The 26,456-nt window shown below is 44.9% G+C and carries 26 protein-coding genes; 13 read left to right on the forward strand and 13 right to left on the reverse strand.

The window, feature by feature from the left end:
• Window positions 1–8: 8 nt before the first annotated feature.
• The 8 genes from atpB to dnaA form a co-directional block, all read right to left on the reverse strand.
• Window positions 9–770, reverse strand: coding sequence for a F0F1 ATP synthase subunit A (gene atpB / locus ACI351_RS06595; protein WP_439734457.1), 762 nt, complete (start codon window positions 768–770; stop codon window positions 9–11).
• Window positions 757–1,014, reverse strand: a complete 258-nt coding sequence (locus ACI351_RS06600; protein ID WP_439734458.1) for an AtpZ/AtpI family protein — start codon at window positions 1,012–1,014, stop codon at window positions 757–759. Before ACI351_RS06600 ends, atpB begins: the two co-directional genes overlap by 14 nt.
• A gap of 131 nt (window positions 1,015–1,145) precedes the next feature.
• Window positions 1,146–2,603: an alpha-amylase family glycosyl hydrolase gene (locus ACI351_RS06605; protein ID WP_439734459.1), complete on the reverse strand. Its 1,458-nt coding sequence runs from the start codon at window positions 2,601–2,603 to the stop codon at window positions 1,146–1,148.
• 132 nt (window positions 2,604–2,735) lie between these two features.
• A complete protein-coding gene (gyrA, locus tag ACI351_RS06610; protein ID WP_439734460.1) occupies window positions 2,736–5,249 on the reverse strand; it encodes a DNA gyrase subunit A in 2,514 nt (837 codons plus the stop codon).
• A gap of 72 nt (window positions 5,250–5,321) precedes the next feature.
• Window positions 5,322–7,793: a DNA topoisomerase (ATP-hydrolyzing) subunit B gene (gene gyrB / locus ACI351_RS06615; RefSeq protein WP_439734461.1), complete on the reverse strand. Its 2,472-nt coding sequence runs from the start codon at window positions 7,791–7,793 to the stop codon at window positions 5,322–5,324.
• Window positions 7,794–7,822: 29 nt separating this feature from the next.
• Entirely contained in the window at window positions 7,823–8,119 is a 297-nt protein-coding gene (locus ACI351_RS06620) for a DciA family protein (protein ID WP_439734462.1), read from the reverse strand.
• Window positions 8,119–9,228, reverse strand: a complete 1,110-nt coding sequence (dnaN, locus tag ACI351_RS06625) for a DNA polymerase III subunit beta (protein WP_439734463.1) — start codon at window positions 9,226–9,228, stop codon at window positions 8,119–8,121. The genes ACI351_RS06620 and dnaN overlap by 1 nt, the downstream gene beginning before the upstream one ends.
• A 169-nt stretch (window positions 9,229–9,397) precedes the next feature.
• The gene (dnaA, locus tag ACI351_RS06630; RefSeq protein ID WP_439734464.1) at window positions 9,398–10,783 is read right to left on the reverse strand and encodes a chromosomal replication initiator protein DnaA; all 1,386 of its coding nucleotides are present in this window, start codon (window positions 10,781–10,783) and stop codon (window positions 9,398–9,400) included.
• Between the two features lie 324 nt (window positions 10,784–11,107).
• Here dnaA and tpx point away from each other — a divergent pair, with 324 nt between their 5' ends.
• The 9 genes from tpx (at window position 11,108) to ACI351_RS06675 (ending at window position 18,068) form a co-directional block, all read left to right on the forward strand.
• Window positions 11,108–11,614, forward strand: coding sequence for a thiol peroxidase (tpx, locus tag ACI351_RS06635; RefSeq protein WP_439734465.1), 507 nt, complete (start codon window positions 11,108–11,110; stop codon window positions 11,612–11,614).
• A gap of 15 nt (window positions 11,615–11,629) precedes the next feature.
• Window positions 11,630–12,016, forward strand: a complete 387-nt coding sequence (locus tag ACI351_RS06640; RefSeq protein ID WP_439734466.1) for a desulfoferrodoxin — start codon at window positions 11,630–11,632, stop codon at window positions 12,014–12,016.
• 37 nt (window positions 12,017–12,053) lie between these two features.
• The gene (locus tag ACI351_RS06645; RefSeq protein ID WP_439734467.1) at window positions 12,054–13,250 is read left to right on the forward strand and encodes an FprA family A-type flavoprotein; all 1,197 of its coding nucleotides are present in this window, start codon (window positions 12,054–12,056) and stop codon (window positions 13,248–13,250) included.
• Window positions 13,251–13,265: 15 nt separating this feature from the next.
• A complete protein-coding gene (locus ACI351_RS06650; RefSeq protein WP_439734468.1) occupies window positions 13,266–13,778 on the forward strand; it encodes a flavin reductase family protein in 513 nt (170 codons plus the stop codon).
• Window positions 13,779–13,806: 28 nt separating this feature from the next.
• Window positions 13,807–13,968: a rubredoxin gene (rd, locus tag ACI351_RS06655; protein WP_439734469.1), complete on the forward strand. Its 162-nt coding sequence runs from the start codon at window positions 13,807–13,809 to the stop codon at window positions 13,966–13,968.
• Between the two features lie 132 nt (window positions 13,969–14,100).
• Window positions 14,101–15,225, forward strand: coding sequence for a glycosyltransferase (locus ACI351_RS06660; RefSeq protein ID WP_439734470.1), 1,125 nt, complete (start codon window positions 14,101–14,103; stop codon window positions 15,223–15,225).
• A 31-nt stretch (window positions 15,226–15,256) separates the two neighbouring features.
• On the forward strand, window positions 15,257–16,225 hold the full coding sequence (gene lepB / locus ACI351_RS06665; protein ID WP_439734471.1) for a signal peptidase I: 969 nt from the start codon (window positions 15,257–15,259) through the stop codon (window positions 16,223–16,225).
• Between the two features lie 105 nt (window positions 16,226–16,330).
• Window positions 16,331–17,164 carry a ParA family protein gene (locus tag ACI351_RS06670; RefSeq protein WP_439734472.1) on the forward strand — a complete coding sequence of 278 codons (834 nt, stop codon included), beginning with the start codon at window positions 16,331–16,333 and terminating at the stop codon, window positions 17,162–17,164.
• Between the two features lies 1 nt (window position 17,165).
• Complete coding sequence (locus ACI351_RS06675) at window positions 17,166–18,068, forward strand: ParB/RepB/Spo0J family partition protein (protein WP_439734473.1); 903 nt, start codon at window positions 17,166–17,168, stop codon at window positions 18,066–18,068.
• Window positions 18,069–18,691: 623 nt separating this feature from the next.
• Here the strand turns inward: ACI351_RS06675 and ACI351_RS06680 are convergent.
• From ACI351_RS06680 to ACI351_RS06700, 5 genes are all read right to left on the reverse strand, one after another.
• A complete protein-coding gene (locus ACI351_RS06680) occupies window positions 18,692–19,831 on the reverse strand; it encodes a DegT/DnrJ/EryC1/StrS family aminotransferase (protein ID WP_439734474.1) in 1,140 nt (379 codons plus the stop codon).
• A gap of 20 nt (window positions 19,832–19,851) precedes the next feature.
• Window positions 19,852–20,481, reverse strand: a complete 630-nt coding sequence (locus ACI351_RS06685) for an MgtC/SapB family protein (protein ID WP_439734475.1) — start codon at window positions 20,479–20,481, stop codon at window positions 19,852–19,854.
• A 4-nt stretch (window positions 20,482–20,485) separates the two neighbouring features.
• On the reverse strand, window positions 20,486–21,541 hold the full coding sequence (locus tag ACI351_RS06690; RefSeq protein WP_439734476.1) for a DUF1646 family protein: 1,056 nt from the start codon (window positions 21,539–21,541) through the stop codon (window positions 20,486–20,488).
• A gap of 106 nt (window positions 21,542–21,647) precedes the next feature.
• Complete coding sequence (locus ACI351_RS06695; RefSeq protein ID WP_439734477.1) at window positions 21,648–22,265, reverse strand: outer membrane protein; 618 nt, start codon at window positions 22,263–22,265, stop codon at window positions 21,648–21,650.
• A 43-nt stretch (window positions 22,266–22,308) separates the two neighbouring features.
• The gene (locus tag ACI351_RS06700; RefSeq protein WP_439734478.1) at window positions 22,309–22,905 is read right to left on the reverse strand and encodes a KdsC family phosphatase; all 597 of its coding nucleotides are present in this window, start codon (window positions 22,903–22,905) and stop codon (window positions 22,309–22,311) included.
• Between the two features lie 53 nt (window positions 22,906–22,958).
• Here ACI351_RS06700 and ACI351_RS06705 point away from each other — a divergent pair, with 53 nt between their 5' ends.
• The 4 genes from ACI351_RS06705 to ACI351_RS06720 are packed head-to-tail and all read left to right on the forward strand — an operon-like array spanning window position 22,959 to window position 26,383.
• Complete coding sequence (locus ACI351_RS06705; RefSeq protein ID WP_439734479.1) at window positions 22,959–23,639, forward strand: CsgG/HfaB family protein; 681 nt, start codon at window positions 22,959–22,961, stop codon at window positions 23,637–23,639.
• On the forward strand, window positions 23,636–23,887 hold the full coding sequence (locus tag ACI351_RS06710; protein ID WP_439734480.1) for a hypothetical protein: 252 nt from the start codon (window positions 23,636–23,638) through the stop codon (window positions 23,885–23,887). Before ACI351_RS06705 ends, ACI351_RS06710 begins: the two co-directional genes overlap by 4 nt.
• A gap of 10 nt (window positions 23,888–23,897) precedes the next feature.
• A complete protein-coding gene (gene serS / locus ACI351_RS06715) occupies window positions 23,898–25,187 on the forward strand; it encodes a serine--tRNA ligase (protein ID WP_439734481.1) in 1,290 nt (429 codons plus the stop codon).
• Complete coding sequence (locus ACI351_RS06720) at window positions 25,187–26,383, forward strand: tetratricopeptide repeat protein (protein ID WP_439734482.1); 1,197 nt, start codon at window positions 25,187–25,189, stop codon at window positions 26,381–26,383. Before serS ends, ACI351_RS06720 begins: the two co-directional genes overlap by 1 nt.
• Window positions 26,384–26,456: the final 73 nt, after the last annotated feature.

Raw genomic sequence — 26,456 nt, forward strand, 5'->3', positions numbered from 1 at the left:
ATTTTAAATTAATGCGTATGAATAACAGATCCGGCAAAAATGGCAGTTAACAGCGTAAATACATACGCCTGCAAAAATGCCACTAACAGTTCCAAACACGTCATAAAAATTTCTAACCCCATCGCAGGAATCAAAGACCCCGCGCCTGCGGCTACGTGCATATTTCCGACAATAAAAATAATGAGTAACAGACAAATCAGCACCATATGACCAGAAAGCATATTGGCAAACAAACGAATGGCCAGCACACACACTTTAATGATCAAGCTGATCACTTCCAACGGGAAAATAAGCGGCACCAACCACGCCGGCGTACCGGACGGGACAAATCCCTTTAAAAAGCCCCAAAACCCGTGGAATTTAAGCCCGCTGAATAAAATCAGCCCGCCCGAACAAAGCGCCAGCGCTGCGGTAACGGAAATGTTGGAGGTAGCAGTTTTCATGTCGGGAATCATCCCCGCCAGATTGACGCTTAAAATAAACAGAAAAAGCGTACAGAAATAGGGCAGAAAAGAACGGCCTTCAACCCCCATATTGGGAAGAACCATCCCGTCGCGGATAAACGTTACGTATTCTTCCGCCAATGTAGTTAAAAGACGCCCCGCACGGCTTTCGTGACGGCGCGAGATCCAGTACAGTCCAAAAAATAAAATAACGCTTACCGCTACTATGGTAACAGAGTGAGTGGTAACGGGCATCCGCATCCCGCCCAAAACAACGCCCCAATCGTGATCCAAAATATGATGAGAAATAATTTCAGCTACGTCCATCTTTTTTTTCCGCCTTTTTTAAATTTACACCCGCGCGGGACATATTCTTCGCCGCACGCACAATCATATAAAATCCTAAAGCAAATCCGACAAGCGCACCCAATACAAGCAGCCACGGCGCAGCCCCCCATTTTTTGTCTAACACATATCCGGCCCACGTACACAACCCCACCGCCGAAGCAAATTCCAACCCCAGCGTGGTAATTTCAATATGGTCTCCTTTCGAAAAAGGCCCTAACGCCATTCTTGCTCCCGAATAACTTACCGTACGGTAAGTTATAATAATATTATAAAAAACTTTCGATTAAAAAGCCACTCTTTTATTGTATTAAAAAACCCCGCCTTTTAGGCGGGGTTTTTACAAAAAACACAAAGTTAAACAGCAAACGTAAAAATTTTACTTTCGTACGGTTTTAAATACAACTCAAAACCTTGGGACAGCATTTCCGGCGTAACGGTAATTTTCTGCCCCGAGAATTCTTCGGTTACCGTGCCGTTCTGTCCGTACAGTCCCTTCATCGGAATGCGTCCTTTGGCGGGGGTGCCGCTGTAGTTAATCATAATAATTTTACCCGTATTCATCTGTTTCCACTGCCAGCTTAAAATATTACGGTTGGAATCATCTCCCGCAGAAGATACATCCCGCAAGGACCATTGGCCCCCGTGGAACGCCGGCGCGGATGCGATTTCCAGCAGTTTCCGGTAATACGCGTAGACTGTTTCATCCTCTTGGAACGAATCCTTAGCGTACTGAACGGGCATACGCGCGGGGCGGCCCAAAATTTGGAACAGGTGAAAAAGCCTTGCCCCGGGCAGTGTAGCAATAATGGTGCTGGCGGCAAGCGATTTTTCGCGCCCGAAGGCTTTTAAGGCTTCTTCTTCATCGTGGTTGGATGTAAAGCGGATAGAACGCATTTGGTACAAGTGTTCTGCACCTAAATGGCCCTTGATGTTTTCCGGAGTGGAAAAGCGCAGCCGGTCGTAGAGCACTTTATCATATGTGTAATCAAATCCCATTTCTTGAATTTCCCATTCAAGACCCCAATATACTTCGGCAATAAACACAAATTCGGGATATTTCTCGCGCACGGCGGTTAATGCTTGGTGCCAAAATTCTTCTTTAGGCAATTCTCCGCCGATAAACTCCCACCACGTATCGCGGTGGACTTTATTGAGCGAAAGCATTGCCATATCGCAGCGGACGCCGTCGCACAACGCGGCCACGCGCCGCAGATTATCCAGCATAAATTCGCGTGTTTTAGGATTAAAATAATTCAGCTGTGCGCTATCGGTCCACGGAGCAAAATACGGATCACGTCCGTGAGCAATAGAGATCCCGTTTTTATTTTTAAAAAACCAATCTTTGTGTGCGTGCGGTTCGGACAAGCCCGTGTTGATGTACAAATCCGGAGAAGAGGTAACGGTCGGACTGTCGATAGCGGTATGATTGCCCACAAAATCAAGCAATAGGATAATGCCTTTTTGGTGCATTCGTTCGCGCAGTTTGGAAAGCGCTTCGTTTCCGCCGAGCGCTTCGTCCACCTCGTACTCGTACACCGCATACGGCGAAGCCGTAATATCCTGCGGATCAAACTTTGGTTCGATGGCGCGAACGGCGTTGGTAATTTCGTCCAAACCGCGCGCGATTTCCCGCGCCGCCGGACTTTGTTTCCATACACCCATCAGCCAAATGGCGTCAAACCCCATTGTTTTGGCGTTGTCCAGAAATTCTTCCGGGACATCGTCCAACGTAAAAGCACGCCCTTGCTTCGCTTCTAGACGGTTAAGCCAAGAACGCGTATTTATTTCTAAGATGTGCGGATTTGTCCTCATTTTTTATTCCCCTAATTATTTTTATAGCACTTTCCGCGCCGTCTTGCAAACATTTTTTACCGTCCGGTAAATTCAAGACAAAAAAATGCCGGAGAAATTCTGTTTCTCCGGCGTATGAAGCGTTAAACCAAACTATTTGGCTTCGGAAGACGACCCGTTTTCCTCTTCGTCTTTTACAACGGGAGCGATACGGGCAATGCGGTCGCCTTCTTCCATTTTGGCCAGCGTCACGCCTTGGGCGTTACGGCTGACGGAGCGGATGTCGGCACAGCGGACGCGGATAGTCATTCCCTTTTCAGTTATAATCATCAGGTCTTTGCTTTCGTCGACAAGTTTAATCCCCACCACGGAGCCATTGCGCGCACTCGTTTTAATGGTGATGACGCCCATACCGCCGCGGTTCTGGCGTTTGTATTCGCTAAATTCGGTGCGTTTGCCAAAACCGTTTTCGCAGACGGACAGCACATCGGGCTGGGGTTCGTCGTTCGGCGCGTGTTCCATACCGACGACCACATCCCCTTCACCCAAGTTAATGGCGCGCACACCCTTAGCCGGACGGCCCATACAGCGGACTTGGTTTTCGTCAAAACGAATTGATTTACCGTGTTTGGTGGCAACGATAATATCCGACTTGCCGTGCGTCGTCTGTACTCCCACCAATACGTCTCCTTCCTCAAGCCCGATGGCAATAATACCCGATCTGCGAATGTTGGCAAATTCGGCCAGTTCCACACGTTTAATGCTGCCGTAACGGGTACACATCGTCAGGTACGTATTTTCGCAGTTTTTAGGATCAAAATCCTCAATCGCTACAGCAGAGGTTACTTTTTCTTCTCCGGTCAGCTGTAAGAGGTTTACAATCGCCTTACCCTTAGACATACGGTTGCCTTCGGGAATTTCAAACGCACGCAGCGCAAATACGCGCCCGCGGTTGGTAAACATCAAAATCGTAGCGTGCGAAGACGTAATAAAGAGATGTTCCATAAAGTCCTCTTCTTTCGTCTTACTGCCAATGATGCCTTTACCGCCGCGGTTCTGGCTCTTGTACGTAGAAAGCGGAATGCGTTTGGCATAGCCGTCATTAGAAATCGTGATGACAACGTCCTCTTTTTCTATTAAATCTTCCATCGAGAAATCCGTCATATCCGGCCCGATTTGCGTGCGGCGTTCATCGCCGTACGTCTTTTTGAGCTCGGTCAGTTCTTCCACGATAATATCCAAAATTTTCTGCGGGCTGCCCAAAATTCCCTGCAATTCTTCAATAAGTTTGAGCAGATCTTTGCGTTCATTTTCAATCGCCAAAGATGACAGCTGGGTCAGCTGGTGTAAACGCATATCCAAAATGGCTTGCGCCTGAACTTCCGACAAAGTAAAACGCGTCATTAACGTAAACTTGGCTTCGGTTGGGTCTTTGGCATTACGGATAATAGCGACGACTTCGTCCATATTCGCAATTGCAATTAACAACCCGTTAAGCACGTGTTCGCGTTTCATCGCTTTATTTAAATCAAATTTTGTGCGGTTGGTAATGACTTCTTGACGGTGTTTTACATATGCTTTCATCACTTCTTTGAGCGACAGTACGCGCGGACGACCATCTACAATCGCCAGCATATTGACGGGAAAGCTGGTCTGCAGCTGAGTATGTTTGTAAAGGTGATTGAGCACCACTTGGGCATTTCCGTCGCGTTTAATTTCAATAACTAAACGCATACCGCGTCTATCCGACTCATCGCGGATATCGGAAATATCAGTAATCTTTTTATCGCGCACCAAGCCGACGATGGTTTCAATCAGCGAGGTTTTGTTTACCTGATACGGAATTTCGGTTACGATAATAGCTTCGCGGCCGTTTTTGCGTTCTTCAATTTCCGTAGCGGCCTGTACGCGCACGCTGCCGTGGCCCGTTTCAAAATACTCGTAAATACCTTTGCTCCCGCGGATAATCGCCCCTGTCGGGAAATCCGGCCCTTTGATGATTTTCATCATCTCTTTGGTCGTAATATCGGGATTTTTGATGTATTCGATAATGCCGTCACACACTTCACCTAAATTGTGCGTGGGAATGTTGGTGGCCATACCTACGGCAATACCGGACGAACCGTTAACAAGTAGCGCAGGCAGTTTAGCCGGCAACACGGAAGGTTCCATTAAAGAACCGTCATAGTTGGGAATCATTTTGACGGTGTCTTTATCCAAATCCGCCAGCATTTCTTCGGAAATACGTTGGAGACGGCATTCGGTATAACGCATAGCGGCGGCAGAGTCTCCGTCTATAGAACCGAAATTGCCCTGTCCATCCACTAAAGTTTTGCGGATTGAAAAATCTTGCGCCAAGCGTACGAGAGTATCATAGACGGCGGTGTCACCGTGCGGGTGATATTTACCGAGCACGTCACCAACCACACGGGCGGATTTTTTGTAGGGTTTATTGTATTTTAAACCCATCTCGTTCATAGAATACAACACGCGGCGGTGTACGGGTTTTAAGCCGTCACGCACATCCGGTAAAGCGCGGCCAACGATTACACTCATTGCGTAATCAATATAATACGAACGCATTTCGCCTGCAATGTCACGCTGTTGGATATTGCCGAACAAGTCCACATTTTGGGACTCAGGCTGGTTCAAATTTTCTTCACTCATACTAAAAATCTCCTGTTACGGATAAATCGTGTTGCGCCGCAGGAAATCTTACGTACACTACGGCGCACGGGATTAAATATCCAAGTTCTTTACTTCCAAGGCGTGGGATTGAATAAAGTCGCGTCGCGGCTCTACACGATCGCCCATCAGCATCGTAAACGCCTGTTCCGTATCGGCGGCGTCGTTGATTTTTACTTGGATTAATTTACGTTTAGCCGGATCCATCGTCGTTTCCCACAGCTGTTCGGGGTTCATTTCACCGAGACCTTTGTAGCGCTGAATCGTCGCGCCGGCGGAAGCGGCTTCTTTCACTGCGTGCAAGAGTTCCGCCAAACTGTAGACGAGCGCGTCCGTCTTGCCATTGTTTACTTTAAACAAGGGGTTTACGCGTTCTTTTTCGTTGGTAATTACCGGATACTGCGCAAAGGTAAAACCAAACGCTTCCATTTTCTTTTCGTCGGAGAGCAGTTTGCCGAATTCGAAAAGGCTCTGGTGTTCCGGCACCAAACTGTCATTGGAAACCGCGCTTACGTCCACGCCGTCCGCGGCCAGTTCTTCGCGTTTTTCCTGCATATATTGTTCTTCGTAGGCACGGTATTCCTGTTCTGTATAGAAATAGCGGAATCCGCCGCTTTTGAGCGGAATACGGTATACCGGCACGCGGCCTTCGGCCAAGAACGCCATAAAGTCGGCAAGCGTAATGTTTTTGACTTCCAGTTTACCGAGCACGTCCTCTATGTCGCGCAGCACTTTTAACAGGTCGCGCAGTGAATCGTGCGTCAAATCTTCATTCTTTTTCATATCCGTAACGGTTACCGTGGCAAGCCCTTCTTTCATCAACCACTGCTGCATTTGGTCTTCCGTCTGCAGATATTGTTCCACTTTGCCTTTTTTTACTTTATAGAGCGGCGGCTGCGCCAAATAAACGTGACCTTGTTCAATAAGCGGCTTTAACTGACGGTAGAAGAATGTTAAGAGCAGTGTGGAAATATGCTGACCGTCAACGTCGGCATCGGCCATCAGAATAATTTTGTTGTAGCGGAGTTTGGTAATATCAAAACCGCCTTCCCCTTCGCCTACGCCCGTACCGACTGCGGCGATTAAGTCGCGCACCGTGTCGCTGGACAAAATTTTAACGAGCGGAGCTTTTTCCACGTTCAAAATTTTACCGCGTAGCGGCAAAATAGCCTGAAACACGCGGTCGCGGCCCTGTTTGGCCGAACCGCCTGCGGAGTCACCTTCGACGAGGAACAATTCGCACTTGGCAGATTCGCGTTCTTGGCAATCCGCCAGTTTACCGGGCAGTCCCCCGCTTTCCAAAGCGCCTTTACGGCGGGTTAAATCACGCGCTTTGCGTGCCGCTTCGCGCGCTACTGCCGCACCTACGCATTTTTCGCAAATGGCTTTGGCCGTTTTGGGATTTTCTTCAAAAAAAGTAGATAACGTTTCCCCCACTACAGAGCGCACGATACCTTCCACTTCCGAATTGCCGAGCTTTGTTTTCGTCTGCCCTTCAAACTGCGGGTGCGGAATTTTGACGGATAACACGGCCGTCAAACCTTCTTTAATATCGTCACCGCCGACGGAAATGTCTTTATGTTTGGAAAGGTTGTTGTTTTTAATGTATTCGTTAATAATACGCGTCAGCGCGCTTCTAAAACCGCTTAAATGCGTACCGCCTTCCACGGTGTGAATGTTGTTCACAAAGGAGAAGGTGTTTTCGGAATAACTTTCGTTGTATTGAATGGCGAACGAAATGTAATTATCCCCCACTTCTTTGGTGAGATAAATCGGTTCTGGGTTGATAACGGTTTTGTTGGTATTTAAATACTTGGCGAATTGGGCGATACCGCCTTCAAAATGGAAGGTAACGGTTTGGTCGTTTTCTTTGCGTTCGTCTGTATAGATAATTTTGACGCCCGCATTCAAAAACGCAAGTTCGCGCAAGCGGTTTCCGATGGTTTCGTACGAAAACGCTACGTCGCCGAAGATTTCTTTATCGGCGTGGAAGGTTACTTTGGTACCGTGTTCGTTCGTGTCGCCGATGACGGCCACTTTGTCTTCCGGCTTACCGCGGTGGTAGCGCTGGAAGTGTACTTTGCCGTCGCGGCGGACTTCCACTTCCATGGTTTCGGAAAGCGCGTTCACGCAGGACACACCCACGCCGTGCAAACCGCCGGACACTTTATAGGCGCCGCTGTCGAACTTACCGCCCGCGTGGAGTACGGTCATAACGACTTCCAGGGCCGATTTATTACGCAGTTTGGCGTCTTTGGCGTTCTTCATCAGGTCGACCGGGATACCGCGTCCGTCGTCCTGAATAGAACAGGTCATATCGTCTTTAATGGTAACGGTAATGGTGGTGGCGCCGCCGGCTAAAATTTCGTCGACGGAGTTATCCACCACTTCGTACACCAGGTGGTGCAAACCGGGCAAGCCCGTCGAGCCGATATACATGGCCGGGCGTTTGCGCACCGCTTCCAAACCTTCTAAAACGGTAATTTTTGAAGAATCATAATCCTTCTCTTTCTGTTCGTCAGTCATGAAAACTCCTTGAGTCAGAATACTAAAATCTATTGAATTTCTATTTTTTTAATCCAAGGTTCGTCAAAATGTTTATTAAGCTCCGCCATCAGCTGCTGCCGTCGAGCAATCAGTTCGTTTTTCGCAACTGAAATTTTAACCTGCACATACAACGTGCCGCCCTGAACAGCCTTCAATCCCCAGAATTTTGCTTTATTTCCCACCAATTGCGTCCATATATGGTCCAAAATCATCAAACGATTCAAACGGCGGTTCAGCACGTTATATTTTTTATCTAACTCCGCGCTGGAATACCACTGTTTTTTAGGGGGTTGGCCGAATTTCATTACGCCCGCACCGGCATAATCACATATTTAAACATTGTATCGCCGACCGGCTCCACCAGCACAGGCTGAGAAGCATTTACAAACGAAAATGACACTTTATCCGTACCGATGTTTTTTAATACATCAATAATATACTGTGGATTAAACGCCGCGTCAAACAATTCTTGAGTATATTCTACAGGCAGTTCATCTGTAAATTCCATATTTTGAGAATTGGATGATACGGTTAGTGTGTTGTTCTCCAGTTTGTATTTAACCACGCTGCCAAATTCGCCGGAGCACAACGCCGAACGGCGGGTGGAAGCCAGTAAATCTTTGGAAAATACTTCAAAACCAATGTTTTTCTTAGTCGGAATTACCTGATTGTAATTAGGAAAATTACCTTCAATCAGCCGCGAAATAAATGTAGTTTCGTTCATTACAAAACTAACTTGGTTAGAGGATACGCTGACTTCTATTTTACTGTCCTTATCCGGTTTAGCTATACTGATATAGCGGCAAACTTCATTTAAAATTTTTGTGGGAATGATAATTTTAAACTCTCGGGATCCAGCCAACGCTTCGTGCGTAGCAACGGCTAAACGACCGCCGTCCGTAGCAACAATTTCAAATTTTTCGGCCGTATTGTTCCATAGCAAACCGTTTAAAATATAACGGGTTTCCTGCGTAGAAGCAGAAAACGATGTCTTTTCAATCATCTTCTGTAATTCCACCGGATCAAATGACACGTTGTTTTCGCGTTCCACTTCGGGAATAGCGGGATATTCAGACTTTGGGGTGCCGATTACCCAAAATTTACTTTTACCGGATTTAATATGAAATTTATGATTTTCATCCGAATATAAATTAATTTCTTTATCATCGGGTAAATTTTTGATGATATCGGAAAACTCCTTCATCGGAACAGTCAAACTGCCTTCTTCTTCCACTTCAGCGTTTACAAAGTGGACGGTGGCCATTTCCATATCGGTGCGCACGAGTTTTATTTTTCCGCTCTGCGCCTCAATTAAAAAGTTATGCAGAATAGGCAAAGTGGTACGGGAGGAAACGCCCGCAGACACAATTTGTATGCCTTCCAAAAGAGTAGATTTAGTAATATTTATTTTCATATCTTAATCCCTATTAATATATCCTGTTGATTGTGGGGATAATGTTATTTGCCCTATACGATGTATTAGGGCCGATTGTGTATAACCTGATTCTTTTATCCACACCATGCACTACCGAAAATATTATCCTCTACAGTCCGTCTTTTTACGGAAGTTTATCCACTGTTTTTTACTTGTTATCCACAGCTTTAATGTCCAAAATAAGCTGGTTGATTTCTGCTGCAAAAAATGGATCAGCTTCTACTTTTTCTTTTACCACATCCCGTGCGTGTACAACGGTACTGTGGTCACGGTTGAATTCCCTGCCGATTTCCGGCAAGGACATATCCGTCAGCTCTGTGGTTAAGTACATTGCAATCTGGCGCGGCCACGCAATAGACTGCGTTTTGCGCTTTGAATTAAAATCTTCCATCTTAATACTAAAGCGTTTGCCAACTATTTTTTTAATGGAATTAACATTAATAACTAGATCATTGCCGGAAACTAAAATATCAGCCAGTAATTCTTTAGCAATAGAAATTGTGGGGGTGACGCCGTGCATACCACAATATGCTACTAAACGGAACAGAGATCCTTCCAATTCACGGATATTGCTTTGTACGCCTTCGGCAATAAAAGAAAGTACGTCGTCTCCGATATCAAAATTAATAGAATCGCGTTTTTGGCGCAAAATGGCGATACGAGTTTCCACGCTGGGGCGTTTAATTTCTGCAATAATACCTGATAGCAGCCGCGAGGAAAGACGTTCATCCCATTCTAACTGTTGAGGTGTCCGGTCCGAAGACAGCACTATTTGTTTGCGGTTTTCAAACAGCGCATTAAATGTATAGAAAAATTCGCTTGAACAGTGTTGTTTTCCAACAACAAATTGAATATCATCCATCAGCAAACAGTCTAACCCGCGGTATTTTTTGCGGAAACTGTCAGACGATTTATTGGCCAAACATTCCAAAAATTCACTGACAAATTCTTCCCCCGACATATAAAGAACACGTGCGTTCGGATTGCTTTTTAAAATTTGATTACCTATCGCGTGAAGCAAGTGTGTTTTGCCGAGCCCGGGAGAAGAATAAATCACAAGCGGGTTATTTTCGCGGTTACCCATTTTTGTGGCGGCAGCTTCGGCGGCTTTATAAGCAAAGCGGTTGGAAGGGGATTCTATAAAATTATCAAAAGTATACGAAGAATTTAACCGCGACGGGAACGGATTGTTGACTGCTGTTTTGAGTATGGGCGCAGCTACTTCGGCGGGTGAGGCGGCAATTACATCCTGTGCTGAGTTAATCACCGGAGCCGGTTCTTGCGGCGCAATTTGATAGACAATTGTTATTTCCACGCCTAAGTGTTTTAAAAAAGCGTCCGTAATAATACATTGGTATCGTTCTTTAATCGTTTTTCCCCAAAATGGAGTTGGCAGGATAATAGTCAACGTGTTTTCTTTATATTCAAACACAGCGGGCCGGAGCCACATATCGTATGTATCTTTGCCTATAATATTTTCAATATCTTTAAAAACAGGAACCAACTGGGGGTAAGATTGTAAATTATCCACCATAATGCCGCCAAATAAAAAATAGTTTCTTAAATAATACCACTTATTAAACGCTTGGTCAATTAAAAAATATAAAAATAGCGTTTAAATACGTAAAAACACGCTATTTTTACATTTTTATTTTTTTTGGCTATCTAACTATTTAAAATGTTTTGGAGCGTTAAAAACGTAATTTTCACAAAATATTATATCTGTTATCGTTTTAAACTAGTTACTTTTTACAGGTGGTAAACAGAATATAACTTCATATAATACCCATAGCACAGGAGGTGGATAATTGATATACTATTATTAATAAGAATTATTATTAATAAGGGGTAAAATAAGATGGTAAAAAGTATAAAAATGAACGGTCATCCGGTAAAACTATCCGGAACCGAGTTAAAAAAAGGGGATAAAGCGCCTGAATTTACACTAATAGGGAATTTATTAGAACCGGTTACGAAAGCGGATTTCAACGGAAAGATTTTGGTTATTTCCTGCGTACCTTCTTTAGATACTCCTATATGTGAAGTAGAAACGCGCCGTTTTAATTTAGAGGCAAATAAACTGCCGGAAAACGTGGCAGTATTGACCATCAGCCGCGATCTGCCTTTTGCGCAAACGCGTTGGTGTGCGGCTAATGGGGTGGATAAAGTGGTGACCGCATCCGACTACCGCGACTTTGGTTTCGCGCGCGATTACGGGGTGCTTCTTTCCGATTTGGGGTTATTAACCCGTGCGATATTTGTAATTGACGGGCAAGATATCATACAATATATACAGTTTGTAGAAGAAGTCACACAAGAACCGGATTATGAAACTGTATTGCAAGAAATAAAAAAATTAGTATAACTGGGGAGTGGTAATATGACTAAAGTAAACGAAATTTATAAATGTACTGTTTGCGGTAATATTGTAGAAGTAGTGCACGCGGGAGCCGGAGAATTGGTATGTTGCGGCCAGCCGATGAAACGTATGGAAGAGGGTATTTCCGATGGAGCGGCTGAAAAACACGTGCCGGTGATTGAAAAAATAGAAGGCGGCTATAAAGTAAAAGTCGGCAGTGTGGAACACCCGATGACAGATGCTCATTACATTGAATGGATTGAACTGGTATGCGAACAATGCGGCAAAGTGCAGCGCAAACATTTAAAAGCGGGAGATAAACCAGAAGCGGTTTTTAAATCGGATTCCGATAAAGTAACCGCGCGCGAATACTGCAACTTACACGGTTTGTGGAAAGCTGAAAATTAATTTAGAGGGCCTTTTTCCAGTTAGGAGAAATAATATTATGATGAAAGCTGTACAAATTTCGGAAAAAGTATATTGGGTGGGTGCCATTGATTGGAACATTCGCGATTTCCACGGCTATTCCACCAACCGAGGTACGACGTACAACGCATATTTGGTGCTGAGCGAAAAACCGACGCTGATTGATACTGTTAAAAAAGAATTTTACGGCGAAATGATGGAGCGTATTCAAAGCGTCATTGACCCCAAAAAAATTAAGATTATTATTTCCAACCATTCGGAAATGGACCATTCCGGTGCGCTTCCGCTGGCTATGGAATCCATTCAGCCCGAAGAAGTATATGTATCCGATATGGGGTTTAAAGATATTACTGCCCAGTTCCATCAAGATTTAAAATTGAAAATTGTGAAAACCGGAGACCGTATCGACGTAGGGGGAGATACTATTTCGTTTGTGGAAGCGCGTATGCTTCATTGGCCGGACAGTATGTTTTCGTATTTAGAAAAAGAAAACATATTATTTACTAATGACGTATTCGGTATGCATTATGCCACCGGTAAACTTTTTGATGATGAGAATGAAGAACGGTTATGGTTGTACGAAGCGGAAAAATATTACGCCAATATTGTTTTGCCGTATTCGGATATTGTGCTTCGCTTCTTAGCCCAAGTGCAAAAAATGGGGCTTTCTCCTAAAATGATTGCTCCGGATCATGGGTTTATTTGGCGTAAAGATCCGTCTAAAATTATTAATTTGTACGCCAAATGGGCATCTCAGGCTCCCCACAATAAAGCCGTTATCGTTTATGATACAATGTGGGGAAGCACGGAGAAAATGGCCTCTTATATTGCCGAGGGATTGCGTGAAGGCGGCACAGCGGTCAAACAGCTTTCTATGCACAGCAACCACCGCAGCGATGTAGTGACCGAACTGCTAGATGCGTCAGCTCTGATTGTCGGGGCGCCCGTATTAAACAGTAACATTTTCCCATCTATGGCGGATGTTCTTTGTTATTTAAAAGGGCTTCGCAAGAAAGGGCTTGTCGGGGCAGCTTTCGGTTCGTACGGTTGGAACGGCGCTCCGGTGGATGAACTGACAAAAATGCTGGAAGGAATGAATGTAGAGGTGGTGTCTCCAGCGATAAAATCTCCGTTTGTTCCCAACGATAAAATCAAACAGCAATGCCGTGATTTGGGGTTTTTAGTCAGCCAAAAAATCGCCGAAAAATTAAAATAAGGCGGGAGAGAAGATATGTCTATTGAGGAAATTAACCAGGGTTTAACGTATATTACCTACGGGCTGTATATCGTTACTACTATCGACGGAGAAAAGAAAAACGGACTGATTGTAAATACCGTTTTTCAGGTAACCGCCGAACCGGCCCGAGTGGCTATTTCCGTCAATAAACAGAGCCTTACCCACGAGATGATTTTAAAAAGCCGTGTCTTTGCCACTATGCCGCTGGAAGAAGCTACTACGCTGCCTTTTATTGGAACGTTTGGTTTTCGCACGGGGCGCAACTTTGATAAATTATCCAAAGTACCGTATAAGACGGGGTTTTTGGGATGCCCTATTGTAACGGAGCATACGCTTTCGTATATGGAAGTAGAGGTTTGCCAGACAGTGGATGTGGGAACACATACACTGTTTATTGGAGAGGTAAAAGACGCCGGCGTATTGAAACGTGATGGTAAAGCATTAACGTATGCGTATTATCATAACGTAATTAAAGGCAAAACGCCAAAAGGCGCAACACACTCGTAAGTGTATTAAACAGTTTGGGAGGAAAATTATGGTAAAGTATGTTTGTGAAGTTTGTGGTTATACGTATGATCCCGCGGTGGGAGATCCGGAAAACGGAGTACCGGCCGGAACGAAATGGGAAGATGTAAAAGAAGACTGGGTTTGCCCTGTTTGCGGGGTAGGAAAGGACCAGTTTAAGCCTGAAAATTAAAATTTGGGCTATTTTTGAAAAAAATGCTTAAAATTTAAGTATTTTTTAACATAACACCAACGGGTTTTCCTATCAAAGGAAAGCCCGTTGGCGTTATGGTATATATCAAGCGAAACTTGCTATAATAACAGTATGAAAATTTTATATGTCATTACTTCCACCCACACGGGCGGTGCGGAAAAAGCGCTGCTGTCTTTAGTTTCTCAAACAGTTAAAAAAAATACGGTAAAAGTGGTTTGTTTAAAACCGTTGGGACCGGTGGCGGAGGAGTTGCGCCAATGCGGGGCAGAGGTAGTGTCACTGTCAATGACAGGATTAATTCCTTTTGGAGTAGTACGAAAATTAGAACGGGAAATAAAATTGTTTCAGCCAGATTTAGTACACGCAATGTTGTATCGGGGAATCCAATTTGCCCGCTTATCCTGTGCTGGAAAAGGGATAAAATTAATTTCCAGCCCTCATTTTGATTTATCTAAAAAGAGTTTTTTCTGCCGTTTTATAGATAAAATGTTAAAAGATATTGATACGTTAACGGTAGCGGAATCTTTTTCTACATCGCGTTATTTGCTAGAACAGCAACGGTATAATAAGAATAAAGTTTTTTTACTTTCTAATGGGGTGGATAAATCGGTCTTTTTTCGGGACGATTCTTTGCGTGAAAAAATGCGTCTTGAATATAAATATCAGCCGGATAATACGGTGTTTATCAGTATAGCTCGTTTGGCTTCGGAAAAAAATCCCATTACTATTTTACAAGCTTTTTGTAATGTTTATCGTTTACATCCACAGGCTCGTTTAGTATTTGTGGGAGAAGGAACTGAACGCAGTAAACTGGAGCATTTTATCTTCCAAAGCGGATTAAAAGATGTAGTTTTACTGGCAGGAGAACAACATAATATTAATGCTTGGTTAAATTTGGCGGATGTATTTATGTTATCGTCTATAGAAGAATCGTTGCCTTTATCTTTATTGGAAGCACTGCAAGTAGGGCTTCCCTGTATCGTTTCTAATGTAGGCGATATGCCTTTATGGGTAGAACACGGTAAGAATGGTTTTGTGGTAAATGGGGGGGATATTGGTCTGTTTAGCTGTTTTATGACAGAACTGTTATCTACCAAAAGGCGTAAAGGAATGGAAAGGGATTCTGTGTTAATTTCCCAGCAGATAACGGATTCTTCTCTACAATATCAACATCTTTACCAACAAGTATTTTTAAATAGTTTTCACGTGAAAACTGATGAGCTGGAAAAAGAATAGTTTTCACGTGAAAACAAATTAAGGAGTTAGTATGGAACAACGATTATTTATAGTGGCTTGTATTATGTATGCTTTTACGCTGTGTACACTTAGATTGAAAAAACATAATAAATTATCTTCTCCTAAAGTATTTAGGTGGTGGCATTTTGCTTATCTGGTTTTAATTTTAAATTGTGCAATATATATTTTATTATTTGTAATGGGAGGAGGATCCGGAGAAGCGATAAGTCCAGTTAAACTAACTTTGGGAGTAGTGGCTTCGTTAGGATGCGCCATTTGGGGATATTTTGGATCTGTTAAAGCAACTCCTGAACAACGGGAAAAATTAATGAAAAAGGATTTAGAATGGGCAAATACCGTTTATTTTGCGGGATTTGTAGCTTCTTTTGTAATGTTCTTTTTTATTCAAGCGTTCAAAATTCCTTCCGAATCTATGCAAGATACGCTATTAGTAGGAGATCAGCTGTTTGTTAATAAGGCAGCTTATGGATTTCGTATTCCGTTGACGGATATTCGTTTTGGTCAGTTTCAGCCCATTAAAACTGGTGATATTATTGTGTTTCGTTTTCCGGCAAAAGATAAAAAACAAATTAATTGTGGTGATAGCCAGTATGGGCGAGATTTTGTAAAACGTGTAATTGCGGTAGGGGGAGATAGGGTAGAAGTAAAAGGTGGTCAATTATATGTAAATGGGGAAAAGGTACCTCATCAGCCGTATGAACGGTATGAACAAGTGGATCGGCTGCCTTTTGAACCAGAAGAAGATTTAGATTTATATCAACAAGTATGGGAAAATCATCAATTAGATAATTACTATGGTATGTATTTGCGTGATAATTTTGGTCCTGTTACTGTGCCGGAAAATCACTATTTTGGGATGGGAGATAATCGTGATAATTCTTGCGACTCCCGTTTTTGGGGTCCTATTCCGCGCGAAAACATTAAAGGAAAAGCTTGGTTTATTCATTGGCCTTTTGACAGAATTCGTTTAATTAAATAGTTTTCACGTGAAAATAAAGCCAAAAGCGCCCCGTTTTTATACTGGGGCGCTTGCTTTTTCTACTCAATTAATGTTTAATATACGTATATTCTATTTGGAGGCCTTATGGGAGAAATAGTCGTTGTTGCCAACCAAAAGGGCGGAGTAGGGAAAACCACTACTTCTATCAATTTGTCGTACGCGCTTGCGTGTTTGGATCAAGATGTTCTCTTGGTGGATTTTGATCCTCAGGGGAATGCCGGTTCTGGTTTGGGTGTCAATGTAGCGGATGGAGAAAAATCTGTTTACCATCTACTTACACGCACAGCTCCGTTTGAACAGGTTGTTCGCCAAACCTCCTGTGAAATGTTGGATGTTCTGCCCGCTTGTAAAAACTTGGCGGGGGCGGAGGTAGAGTTAGTTAATATCCGCGGCCGCGAAAATATGCTTAAAGACTCCTTGGCTCCGTTACGCGAAATGTATGACTATATTATTATCGACTGTCCTCCCTCTTTAGGTTTATTGACGCTTAATGCAATGATGGCGGCAGACAGTGTGATTACTCCCGTACAATGTGAATACTATGCAATGGAAGGTCTTGCCCATTTTATGAGTACGGTAGCAAAAATCAAACAATTTTTACACCCGCAGCTTAAAATGGACGGCGGTGTGCTGACGATGTATGATGCCCGTATGAACTTATCCAAACAAGTTTTTGCGGAAGTAAGCCGTTTTTTTGGGAATCAGGTATACAAAACTCCTATTCCGCGCAATATCCGTTTGGCGGAAGCCCCCAGTTTTGGGCAGTCTATTTTTGACTATGATCCGGCTTGCCGCGGTGCAAATGCTTATATTCAGTTGGCCGTAGAATTTTTAACCCGCAGAGGCGCGAAGGCGGAAATGTATAAAGATTTTAAAATGACGGGAGAAATGCCCGTAAATTATGATTTTGGAGGCTGAGATGTCCAGACAGGCTTTAGGAAAGGGATTAGACGCTCTTATTAAACAAACCCAAGAAGTGGTGCAAATGACCACGCAAGAGGCAGCGCAGGCGGTGGAACCTACCGGTGCCAGCGTGACGCGTATTGCGGTGGATAGAATCGTGCCCAACCGTTTCCAGCCGCGCCGCGTATTTGACGAATCTAAATTGCAGGAACTCTCCCAATCTATTAAAGAACACGGTCTTACCCAGCCGATTGTGGTAGTGTACGATGCCGGACTGGATAAATACGAAATTGTAGTAGGGGAACGACGTTTCCGCGCCACGCAGTTGGCGGGGCTTAAGGAAATTGACGCAATTGTCCATAAACATCTAGGCGATAAAGAAATGTGTGCCCTTGCGTTAATAGAAAACATTCAGCGTGAAGATTTAAATCCCATTGAAACCGCGCTTGGATATCGTAATTTAATGAGTAAATTTTATATTACGCAGACAGATTTGGCCTCTTATTGCGGAAAATCAAAAGCAGCTATTTCTAATGCCCTGCGCTTACTTGATTTGGAGCCGGAAATCCAACAGGCTTTGCAGGACGGTATGATCAGCGAGGGGCACGGACGCGCGCTGTTAATGGTAACGGATAGTGCCAAACGAGATGGTTTATTTAAAAAAATGTACGGCAGCAAAATGTCCGTTCGTCAAGCGGAGGACGCTGCCCGTGCGTTGATGTTCCCGTCTAAAAAATCTGAAAAAGAGAGTAAACCCGCTGAAGTAGCTTCTTTTGAAAATGAGTTACAAACTGCGTTAGGCACCAAAGTGGAAGTGAAATATGGCAAAAATATGAGAAAAGGCACGCTGGTGATTCACTACCATTCGCTGGACGAATTGGATAACATTGCTAGCCGCTTAAAGAATAAGATGTTATAAGGAAATAAATTGTTTAGAACCGTCGGTTTATATACAATGGACGAAAATATTTTTTCGTCCATTGTGTTTTTTAATACGGCTCGTAAGTTCCCCGAATATGAGCTCGGAGAGTTTTAGTAAAAATAAAAATACTTAAAAAATAAGGATAATTTTATAGTCTATGAGGTAATTATACTTCTTCTCCCGTACTTTGCTATTTTCTCATTATTTATTTAAATTAAAAAATAACCCCGCCTCTTCGGCGGGGTTTATGTTTGGGAACGACAGGTATTCTTTAGTCGTTCCGCTTATCCCCTTTTGGTCCTTTGTTCCGCCCGGGTGGGACGGTTCCCCCAAGACCGATTAAATCGTTCTTACAAGTATAGGATAATATTTCTGTCGTCATTTGCAATGCGCAAAAAAGGGTTATTTTTTAAAATTGTTACTCAAGGAGATTGTGCCGCGGTTAAAGATTTTTTCTAAAATAGATTGCTAAGTTTTGAATCAATCATCACGTTATATTTGTATACGGGAGATTGTCCTTGCGCGCCGCGCTGAGATCCATTTTTTGAGAGGTGTGCGCAGGATATTTCCTATAAAAAATCCCGCCCTTAAGAGAGCGGGATTTTGTGGAAGATGTTGGATCATACGGCACTGTCTTGTTCGTAAAATGCCCGAATGGTTTCGCATACGCGTGCCACTTGTTCTTCGGTAATTTCCGGAAACATTGGAATAGATAACACTTCCTTTGCGGCTTTTTCCGCTTCCGGAAAGTTCTCCGGTTGCAGTCCCAAGTGTTTGTAAGCGGGCTGTTTATATAGGGGAACTGGATAATAGACAGCGGAAGCAATTCCTTTTTCTTTCAAGTATGCTTGTAATTCGTCGCGTTTTTCGGCGCGGATGGTGTACACATAGAAGGATTGGTCGTACCCTACAGACGGTGTAGGAGGCAAAAGAACGGGTACACCGGCTAATCCTTCGGCATACCAAGCTGCAGCCTTGCGGCGGGCTTCGGTCCATTCCTGCAAGTATGGCAATTTTACGCGTAACACAGCGGCCTGAATTTCGTCCATACGAAGAGTGGAGCCTTCTAAATCATATTCGTACGCTTTGTTTTTGGCGCGGCCGCTATGGCGCAGCGAACGGCAGGCGTCAGCTAGTTCGTCGTCGTTGGTGGTAATGCAGCCCGCATCGCCGCAGGCTCCTAAATTTTTGCTGGGATAAAAGCTAAAGCAGCCCGCATCGCCGATGCCCCCCACCATTACGCCGTCGGCCATCGCCAGATGGGCTTGGGCGCAGTCCTCAATCACTTTTAAGCCGTGTTCGTTGGCAAGGTGCATAATAGCGTCCATATCGGCCGGATAGCCGTAGAGGTGGACGGGCAAAATAGCTTTGGTATTTTTGGTAATTTTACGTTCCACATCTTTTACATCTATATTATAGGTGTGCGGATCAATATCGGCAAAAACGAATTTGGCTCCTGTCAAGGAAATGGAGGAAGTGGTGGCGATGAACGTAAACGGTGTAGTGATGACTTCGTCTCCTTCGCCGATACCGGCCGCTTTTAACGCAATTTGAATCGCGCTTGCGCCCGATGAGCAGGAGATGCAATGTTTCACGCCGATAAGGCGGGCGAATTCTTCTTCGAATTTTTCGGTTTGCGGGCCAAGCAGCCAGTGCATAGAGTCCATTGCTTCCAAGGCGGCTTGGTGGATTTGGGGTTTTAAAGCTTCGTATTGTTCTTTGAGGTTAAACAGCGGTATGGGTTTTATATCGTCCGTCATAAGCGGATTTCTCTCCTGTTTTATTTATACAAACTGTGTACTTCGGGCATTTCCAATAGTTCTTTTGTAATGTTTTGGAATTCGTGTCCCGTAAAGGTTGCTACGATGCTGACGTGGAATACGTTATCCATTTTTGTCACTTCTTTTTTTAACACGGATACCTTTTGTTTTTCAATTTTTCGTGTAATTGTATTCACGACATCCCATTTAGGTTCACACGTTAAGTAAATGGTTTCATAATGTTTAACAAATTCGACAAGGCGCAGAGTTTTTCGTACCCCCAGTTGAATGATTAGAATAGACGCAGCTGCTACGGCAGCCAACACATACTGTCCGTAACCTACGGCCATCCCGATAGCAGCTACCAGCCAGACTCCTGCGGCAGTGGTTAAGCCGGAGATTTTGTTTCCGTCGCGCAGAATGGAGCCTGCGCCGATAAAACCCACGCCTGTTACGATTTGTGCCGAAATACGGCCGGGATCGCCCCCCGCGGCGCCCATATATTCGGATAACACGGTAAACAGCATTGCCCCCAAACAAATTAGGCAGTTGGTGGCGTAACCGGCGGGCTTATCGTGATATTGGCGTTCCATGCCCAATACGCCGCCCAGCATCAGCGCGAGGAAAATTTTAATTAGCATATCGTACATATTCTTATAATACAATACAGAGGACGATAAAGTAAACAGCCAGCAGGCCGGTTCCTAGGGGAAGTGCTGCCAAAAGCCAATCGCGTGTTTTTATTTCCAGTTTGGCGGCGCAGATAATGTTGGGGATATTTCCCGGGATTAGCAACCCGCCCGCGCATACTAAAGAAATCAACAGAAATAACAGAACATCGTGCGGCAGTTGCGGTGTAATGACAATGCTGGCTACGGTGGCGTTATCCAGCACGGCCGAAAGAATATTCAGCCAGTATAGCGCATATTTGGATAGGAGGGGGATTGTCCGTACGGCCAGCGGTTTTAATCCTTCTCCCAGCAGTACGAGGCCGGCTACGAAAAGGTAAACTTTTCCTGCTCGGAGAAAAATGGTTTTATGTGTTTCTTCGTTTGGCGCGGCGTTTTGAGCGGGTAACGTAACGGGTTTTTTGCCCATACGCATAGCTAAAAATGCAAACAGGAACAGCCCGGGAATTATCCACGGGCCAAGCAGTTTAGCGAGGAAAAAGAAATCGGCGAAGTAAGGTGCGTCTTTTAGTTTTGCCACTACAATAGTGGACAGCGGTTCTCCGATAGGCGTAAGCACTGCGCCAAATCCTATGGAAAAACACGTATAAATGGACAATTTTATTTTTTCTTTGGAGGAGAGATTTAACAGTTTAATGATTTCTGCCGCTAAGAGTGCAGCGATGATGGCAGTAAGCAGACTGGAAAACAGTCCGATACACAAGATCGCTAAAAACAGAAAAATTTTTGGCCCTGTTTTTTGTTCTATGGTATGAATAACGCTTGCCGTATGGTGCCCGAATTGTTTAAACAGCAGTCCGAGAACCAATACTGCGGCGGTAATCATCCACGGTTCTTTTAAGGCTTCCCATACCAAATGAGTGTTCCACGCTCGGGATATGGTTGCGGCGCATAAACCGCATATAAGCAGGAAAATTTCCAATTCTTGTTCGATTTTATGTACTAAAAACGGCAAGATCATTACCGCCAATACTAGCCCGCTTAACAGAGTCAATATAAAAGTAGAGATTTGTTGTTCCATATTCTAAGTAAACGCACATTTTTTCATTTTTCTAATGTTTTTTTTAGTTAAAAACGGCAAAAAAACCCCGTCCAAGCGGACGGGGTTTTCGTTATGTGTGTGTAGATTAGAAGCGACAGCCAATTTTTAACATAACCAATATATTTTGGTAGCGGCTTTTACCAAAGGCGTCTTTGAATTCGTTTTTAGCTTCAATTAAGTAGTAGCGTCCTTCTACGCCGAAGATGATGGTTTCGTCAATATCAAATTCCAACCCGAGACCCACCATCTGCGCGAAGTCGGTGCTGTCGGTGGTAAGGTGGGATCCATCCGCATTTTTCTGACGGGCGAATATATGGCCGACACCTACGCCAAACGGAACATATAAGCGGGTGGCCTGAGAAGGGAACAGGGTCAAGCGTCCGGTAACAAGGCCGGTTGCTACGCCGGTGCGGTAATACGAGCCGCCGAAGGTATCTCCGTCGCCAAGCTGCGCATAGTTAGCGTCTAAACCCAAGCCAAAGAAGGGTATAAGGTTGCGGGTGAATCCGATACCGGCGGTCCAACCGGTGGTACCGAGTTCGGTGCCGTGCACTTTCCAATCGTCTTTGGGAAGCGTCATCCCGCCGTAAAATTCAATGCGGGTGGTGTTTTTACGAAGGCCGTATTCCTGCAGGCCGTAATAGTCCTGCGCAAAAGCCGGAACGGCCGCGAACAGGGCGCACAATAAAAATAATTTCTTCATAAGACTCCTTAAGATTTTAACTGTCTTTATTATTGTAAAAATTTTACAACCCTTTTACAATACGCGGGGTATTTTTAGGGGCTTGAAAGGTCCCTTCCCTATTGGCGGCCACCACATTGTCCCACTGTCCGCGGGCGCGCAAAATTTGTTCGGCAATATCACGTACGGCGGAACGTCCTCCTTGCAAAGGGGAAGTGTACACGGCCAGCGTTTTGGCTTCGGGCACGCTGTTGGCTACTGCGAGCGGGAGGCCCACACGTTCCAAAACGCCGAGGTCGATTAAATCGTCGCCGATGAATGCGGTTTCTTCGGGCGAAATGTTGTATTCTTTTTGCAGATAAGCAAGCGCGTGGTGTTTTACGGACGTATTGTAAAACAGGTATTTCATACCCAATACGCCCGCCCAAAACTCAAGCGTATTACTCGCACCGCGCGAGATGATGCCCGTATCAATTCCGCACCAGGCCAAATACATGAGGCCCATGCCGTCCAGCGAATCGAAATGTTTTATTTCGTGCGTTTGGCCCTGCGCGTCGGTAAAAAAGCTGAGAGTGCCGTTGGTCATTACGCCGTCCACATCGGTCAGCAGGAGTTTGATTTGTTTTGCCTTTTGTATAAAAAGGGGAGAAACGTTAGTCATATACTTCCATTATACCTTTATTTCCCTATGCCCAAAAATTATATAATAAACGTATGAAGAAACTTTTGGCCTTGGCGATAGTTTTCTGCCTGTATGCGTGCGGTTGTACACCCAAAACGGTAATCAGCCAAACGTATGATTTCGACCAAATGAACCGCATTGGCGTAATGTCTTTTACGAATCAATGGGGAGCAGTGCAGGGCGTGGAAAATTTGTTTGCCAAGTATTTAATCGCGTCCGGATTTAAGGTGGTAGAACGCGCACAGCTGGAAAGCGTGCTGCGGGAACATCATATTTCCGTATCGGGCTATTTATCGCCGGAGACAACGCGCGAAATCGGCCGTATTTTAGGTGTGGATGTGTTACTTATTGGGGAGATGAGCTCGTATACTCCCGCGCGGACGGAGCTTAAAATGTCTGCCACGCGCCGCACCGAATCGCGCCCCGTTTACACGCAGGACGTAATGCAGCTGCCGGACGGTACGTATGTAGGATATACGCGTAACATCGGTACGCGGGTTTCGCACTCTACTGAAGTACAACCCACGGAATACACGATTAACGCCCGGGTGGGAATCATTGCCAAACTGGTGGACGTGGAAACGGCGGAAATTATTTGGATCGGGTCGGACGATGCTTCTTCGCCCAACGCATTAAACGCGGCGGACGACATCGCCCGCGCGCTCGTCAAAAGTTTTACCAAGGAACTTGCCAAACGGCGGAACGAGAGATGAAAAAGCGTCCTTATACTTTTGCCCAACAGTCGGCGGCATTTGTGTTTAAATCATTTTTTGCGCTCGTAAAAACGGCTTTTATACTGTTGGCTTTGGTGGTGGGAGCGCTGGTTGCGGGGCAGAGTTCATCGGCTCCCGTCAGCGTGCGGCTCTTAACAACGTATGGAATGGAGTATTCCGTATCTACGTTTAAACCGTACCGCCATTTATTTCCGGAACCGTATTTAATCAAGTTAGAAACAGAATAAAGAGGAATCTATGTTAGACATTAAACAAATCGTTGCAAATCCAGAAGAAGTAAAAAAACGTTTGTCTTTGCGCAAGCCCGAACTGGCCGCGCAGATTGACGAAGTATTGGCGAAATACACTTCCTACAAAACGGTGCTCGCCAAGGTGGAAGAATTGCGCGCCAAACGCAACGAAATGTCTAAATCCATCGGCAAAATTAAAAAAGAACAGGGCGACGAAGCCGCCAAACAGGCCATGGCCGAAGTGGGCAAGTTAAAAGAAGAAATGGCCGCCAAAGAAGCCGAAATGGAACCCCTCAAAGCGGAAATTGACAATTTACTTTTATCTATTCCCAATATGCCCAACGAAAAAATTCCGGTGGGGGTGTCGGACGCGGATAATCCGGAATATATTGCTTGTTCCCTTCCTCTTCCCAAATTTGATTTTAAGCCGTTGGATCATCAGTCTATAGGCGAAAAACTCGGTATTTTGGATTTTGAAGCTGCCGCCGCACTGTCCGGCAGCCGCTTTGCGCTTTTTAAAGGCGACGGCGCCCGCTTGGAACGTGCGATTATTTCGTTTATGCTCGATTTGCACGCCCAAAAGGGGTATACCGAAGTGTTGCCTCCCGTTATTGTAAACGAAGATATTTTAATCGGTACCGGACAACTGCCTAAATTTCGCGAGGATATGTACGAACTAACGGGAGAACCGAAACAATTTTTAATTTCCACCGCGGAAATTCCGCTGACGAACTTAAACCGTATCCGTGTGGTGCCGGAAGCGGAACTGCCGATAAAATTAACGGCGTATTCACCGTGCTTCCGCAAAGAATCGGGTACGTACGGCAAAGATACGCGCGGGCTTATTCGTAACCATCAATTTGATAAAGTGGAACTTGTAATGCTGTCCAAACCAGAAGATTCGTACAAAATGCTGGAAATTATGGTGTCAGACGCGCAGGACGTTTTAAAGGCCCTTAAAATTCCGTACCACGTGGTGGAGCTGTGCAGCGGGGACATCGGCTTTTCGTCCGCCAAAACGTACGATATTGAAGTGTGGATGCCCAGCGAAAACAGATTCCGCGAAATTTCCTCCTGTTCCAACTGCTTAGACTTTCAAGCCCGCCGTATGGGGCTGCGCTTCAAAAACGCCCAAGGTAAACAGGAATACGTACACACGCTTAACGGAAGCGGCCTTGCTGTAGGGCGTACGTTCGCTGCCATTTTGGAAAACTTCCAGCAGGCGGACGGATCCGTTATCATTCCGGAGGCGTTGCGTCCGTACTTTGGCAAAGACAAAATCGAGGCTAAAAAATAATGCGCAAATTTATTTGTGTGCTGGCGGCAGGATGCTTATTGGCATCCGCCGCCGTTTTGCCTGCGCGCGCGGAAATACAGCTGCCGCCGGATGTAATGGCGTCTGCCACGGAAGGCATTAACGGCGTGTACAGCTTGGATTTTGAAACGGCCGATAAAAATATTGCTCAAGTGTTTGCCCAATATCCCGACCATCCGTTTGCCCATTTCGGAAATGCGATGATTGCGTGGTCCCGCTACGAATACGAATTTGAAACGAGCGATGACAAACAACGCAAAGTATTCGAAAAAATTTTGGACGATTCTATTAGCGGCATAAAACGCTGGATTAAACAACATCCGGACGACCCCAATGCCTATATGGGGATTGGCGCACTGTACGGGCTTCGCGCAATGTTTTCTATGCGCAACCGCAGTTGGATAACGGCTTATTTTTCGGGGCGTAAAGCCATTAAAAATTTGGAACGCTCTTTAGTGCTTGATCCTACTTATTACGATGCGTATTTCGGCCTTGGCATTTACCAGTATTACGCAGGCACGCTGCCGTCCGTAATTAAGGTGTTGGCCAAAATTGTGGCCATTAAAGGCAATCCGGACGAGGGCGTAAAACAGCTAAACGCGGCGCGCGAAAAAGCGATGTTTACGTCAGACAGCGCAAAACTGATTTTAATTGAAGTCCAAAACACGCGCAACAGCAAATACTATAATCCGGCTAAATCGTTGGAATATATCCGCGAACTGCGCGCCAAATATCCCAAAAATCCGCTGATGCACTATGTGGAAGTCATCTGCCTGTACGAAACGGGCGATTACGACAACGTAACCGCGCAAGCAGGGCGGTTTTTGGAATTGATTGGCAAGGACCCTTTTTATAAAGATATTTATATTGCCCGCGCGTATACCGCGCTTGGTACGGTGCAAATGGCAAAAGGTAATTTTGATAAAGCGCGCGAAGTGTTCGAAGAGGGCCGCGAAGCCTTAAAAGGGCAGGAAGTAAGCCGTTGGGGTTTGTGGAATGAGTTTCGCTTGGGACAGGTGTACGATTTATTGGGCCGCCGCGAAGACGCGGTAAAACAATATAAGTATGTGCTTACTTTTAAAGATAAATGGGGCTTTGACGAAGCGGCGAAATCATTATTAAAGAATCCGTACGCGTTGCCCAAAAACGGCGACGTCGGGCCGCTGCCCCCGTTATAATAGTTGGGGGAAAACTAACATTTCTGCCATACCGCAGGGACCATTTAGTGAAGATGTTGATTCCTAATCTCTT

Source organism: Candidatus Avelusimicrobium sp., from assembly GCF_051874775.1.
Classification (GTDB): Bacteria; Elusimicrobiota; Elusimicrobia; order Elusimicrobiales; family Elusimicrobiaceae; genus Avelusimicrobium.

What these genes read in the sequence shown, in the direction of transcription:
- atpB (WP_439734457.1), bottom strand. Translation starts at nt 770, where the DNA reads ATGGACGTAGCTGAAATTATTTCTCATCATATTTTGGATCACGATTGG.
- ACI351_RS06600 (WP_439734458.1), bottom strand. Translation starts at nt 1,014, where the DNA reads ATGGCGTTAGGGCCTTTTTCGAAAGGAGACCATATTGAAATTACCACG.
- ACI351_RS06605 (WP_439734459.1), bottom strand. Translation starts at nt 2,603, where the DNA reads ATGAGGACAAATCCGCACATCTTAGAAATAAATACGCGTTCTTGGCTT.
- gyrA (WP_439734460.1), bottom strand. Translation starts at nt 5,249, where the DNA reads ATGAGTGAAGAAAATTTGAACCAGCCTGAGTCCCAAAATGTGGACTTG.
- gyrB (WP_439734461.1), bottom strand. Translation starts at nt 7,793, where the DNA reads ATGACTGACGAACAGAAAGAGAAGGATTATGATTCTTCAAAAATTACC.
- ACI351_RS06620 (WP_439734462.1), bottom strand. Translation starts at nt 8,119, where the DNA reads ATGAAATTCGGCCAACCCCCTAAAAAACAGTGGTATTCCAGCGCGGAG.
- dnaN (WP_439734463.1), bottom strand. Translation starts at nt 9,228, where the DNA reads ATGAAAATAAATATTACTAAATCTACTCTTTTGGAAGGCATACAAATT.
- dnaA (WP_439734464.1), bottom strand. Translation starts at nt 10,783, where the DNA reads ATGGTGGATAATTTACAATCTTACCCCCAGTTGGTTCCTGTTTTTAAA.
- tpx (WP_439734465.1), top strand. Translation starts at nt 11,108, where the DNA reads ATGGTAAAAAGTATAAAAATGAACGGTCATCCGGTAAAACTATCCGGA.
- ACI351_RS06640 (WP_439734466.1), top strand. Translation starts at nt 11,630, where the DNA reads ATGACTAAAGTAAACGAAATTTATAAATGTACTGTTTGCGGTAATATT.
- ACI351_RS06645 (WP_439734467.1), top strand. Translation starts at nt 12,054, where the DNA reads ATGATGAAAGCTGTACAAATTTCGGAAAAAGTATATTGGGTGGGTGCC.
- ACI351_RS06650 (WP_439734468.1), top strand. Translation starts at nt 13,266, where the DNA reads ATGTCTATTGAGGAAATTAACCAGGGTTTAACGTATATTACCTACGGG.
- rd (WP_439734469.1), top strand. Translation starts at nt 13,807, where the DNA reads ATGGTAAAGTATGTTTGTGAAGTTTGTGGTTATACGTATGATCCCGCG.
- ACI351_RS06660 (WP_439734470.1), top strand. Translation starts at nt 14,101, where the DNA reads ATGAAAATTTTATATGTCATTACTTCCACCCACACGGGCGGTGCGGAA.
- lepB (WP_439734471.1), top strand. Translation starts at nt 15,257, where the DNA reads ATGGAACAACGATTATTTATAGTGGCTTGTATTATGTATGCTTTTACG.
- ACI351_RS06670 (WP_439734472.1), top strand. Translation starts at nt 16,331, where the DNA reads ATGGGAGAAATAGTCGTTGTTGCCAACCAAAAGGGCGGAGTAGGGAAA.
- ACI351_RS06675 (WP_439734473.1), top strand. Translation starts at nt 17,166, where the DNA reads ATGTCCAGACAGGCTTTAGGAAAGGGATTAGACGCTCTTATTAAACAA.
- ACI351_RS06680 (WP_439734474.1), bottom strand. Translation starts at nt 19,831, where the DNA reads ATGACGGACGATATAAAACCCATACCGCTGTTTAACCTCAAAGAACAA.
- ACI351_RS06685 (WP_439734475.1), bottom strand. Translation starts at nt 20,481, where the DNA reads ATGTACGATATGCTAATTAAAATTTTCCTCGCGCTGATGCTGGGCGGC.
- ACI351_RS06690 (WP_439734476.1), bottom strand. Translation starts at nt 21,541, where the DNA reads ATGGAACAACAAATCTCTACTTTTATATTGACTCTGTTAAGCGGGCTA.
- ACI351_RS06695 (WP_439734477.1), bottom strand. Translation starts at nt 22,265, where the DNA reads ATGAAGAAATTATTTTTATTGTGCGCCCTGTTCGCGGCCGTTCCGGCT.
- ACI351_RS06700 (WP_439734478.1), bottom strand. Translation starts at nt 22,905, where the DNA reads ATGACTAACGTTTCTCCCCTTTTTATACAAAAGGCAAAACAAATCAAA.
- ACI351_RS06705 (WP_439734479.1), top strand. Translation starts at nt 22,959, where the DNA reads ATGAAGAAACTTTTGGCCTTGGCGATAGTTTTCTGCCTGTATGCGTGC.
- ACI351_RS06710 (WP_439734480.1), top strand. Translation starts at nt 23,636, where the DNA reads ATGAAAAAGCGTCCTTATACTTTTGCCCAACAGTCGGCGGCATTTGTG.
- serS (WP_439734481.1), top strand. Translation starts at nt 23,898, where the DNA reads ATGTTAGACATTAAACAAATCGTTGCAAATCCAGAAGAAGTAAAAAAA.
- ACI351_RS06720 (WP_439734482.1), top strand. Translation starts at nt 25,187, where the DNA reads ATGCGCAAATTTATTTGTGTGCTGGCGGCAGGATGCTTATTGGCATCC.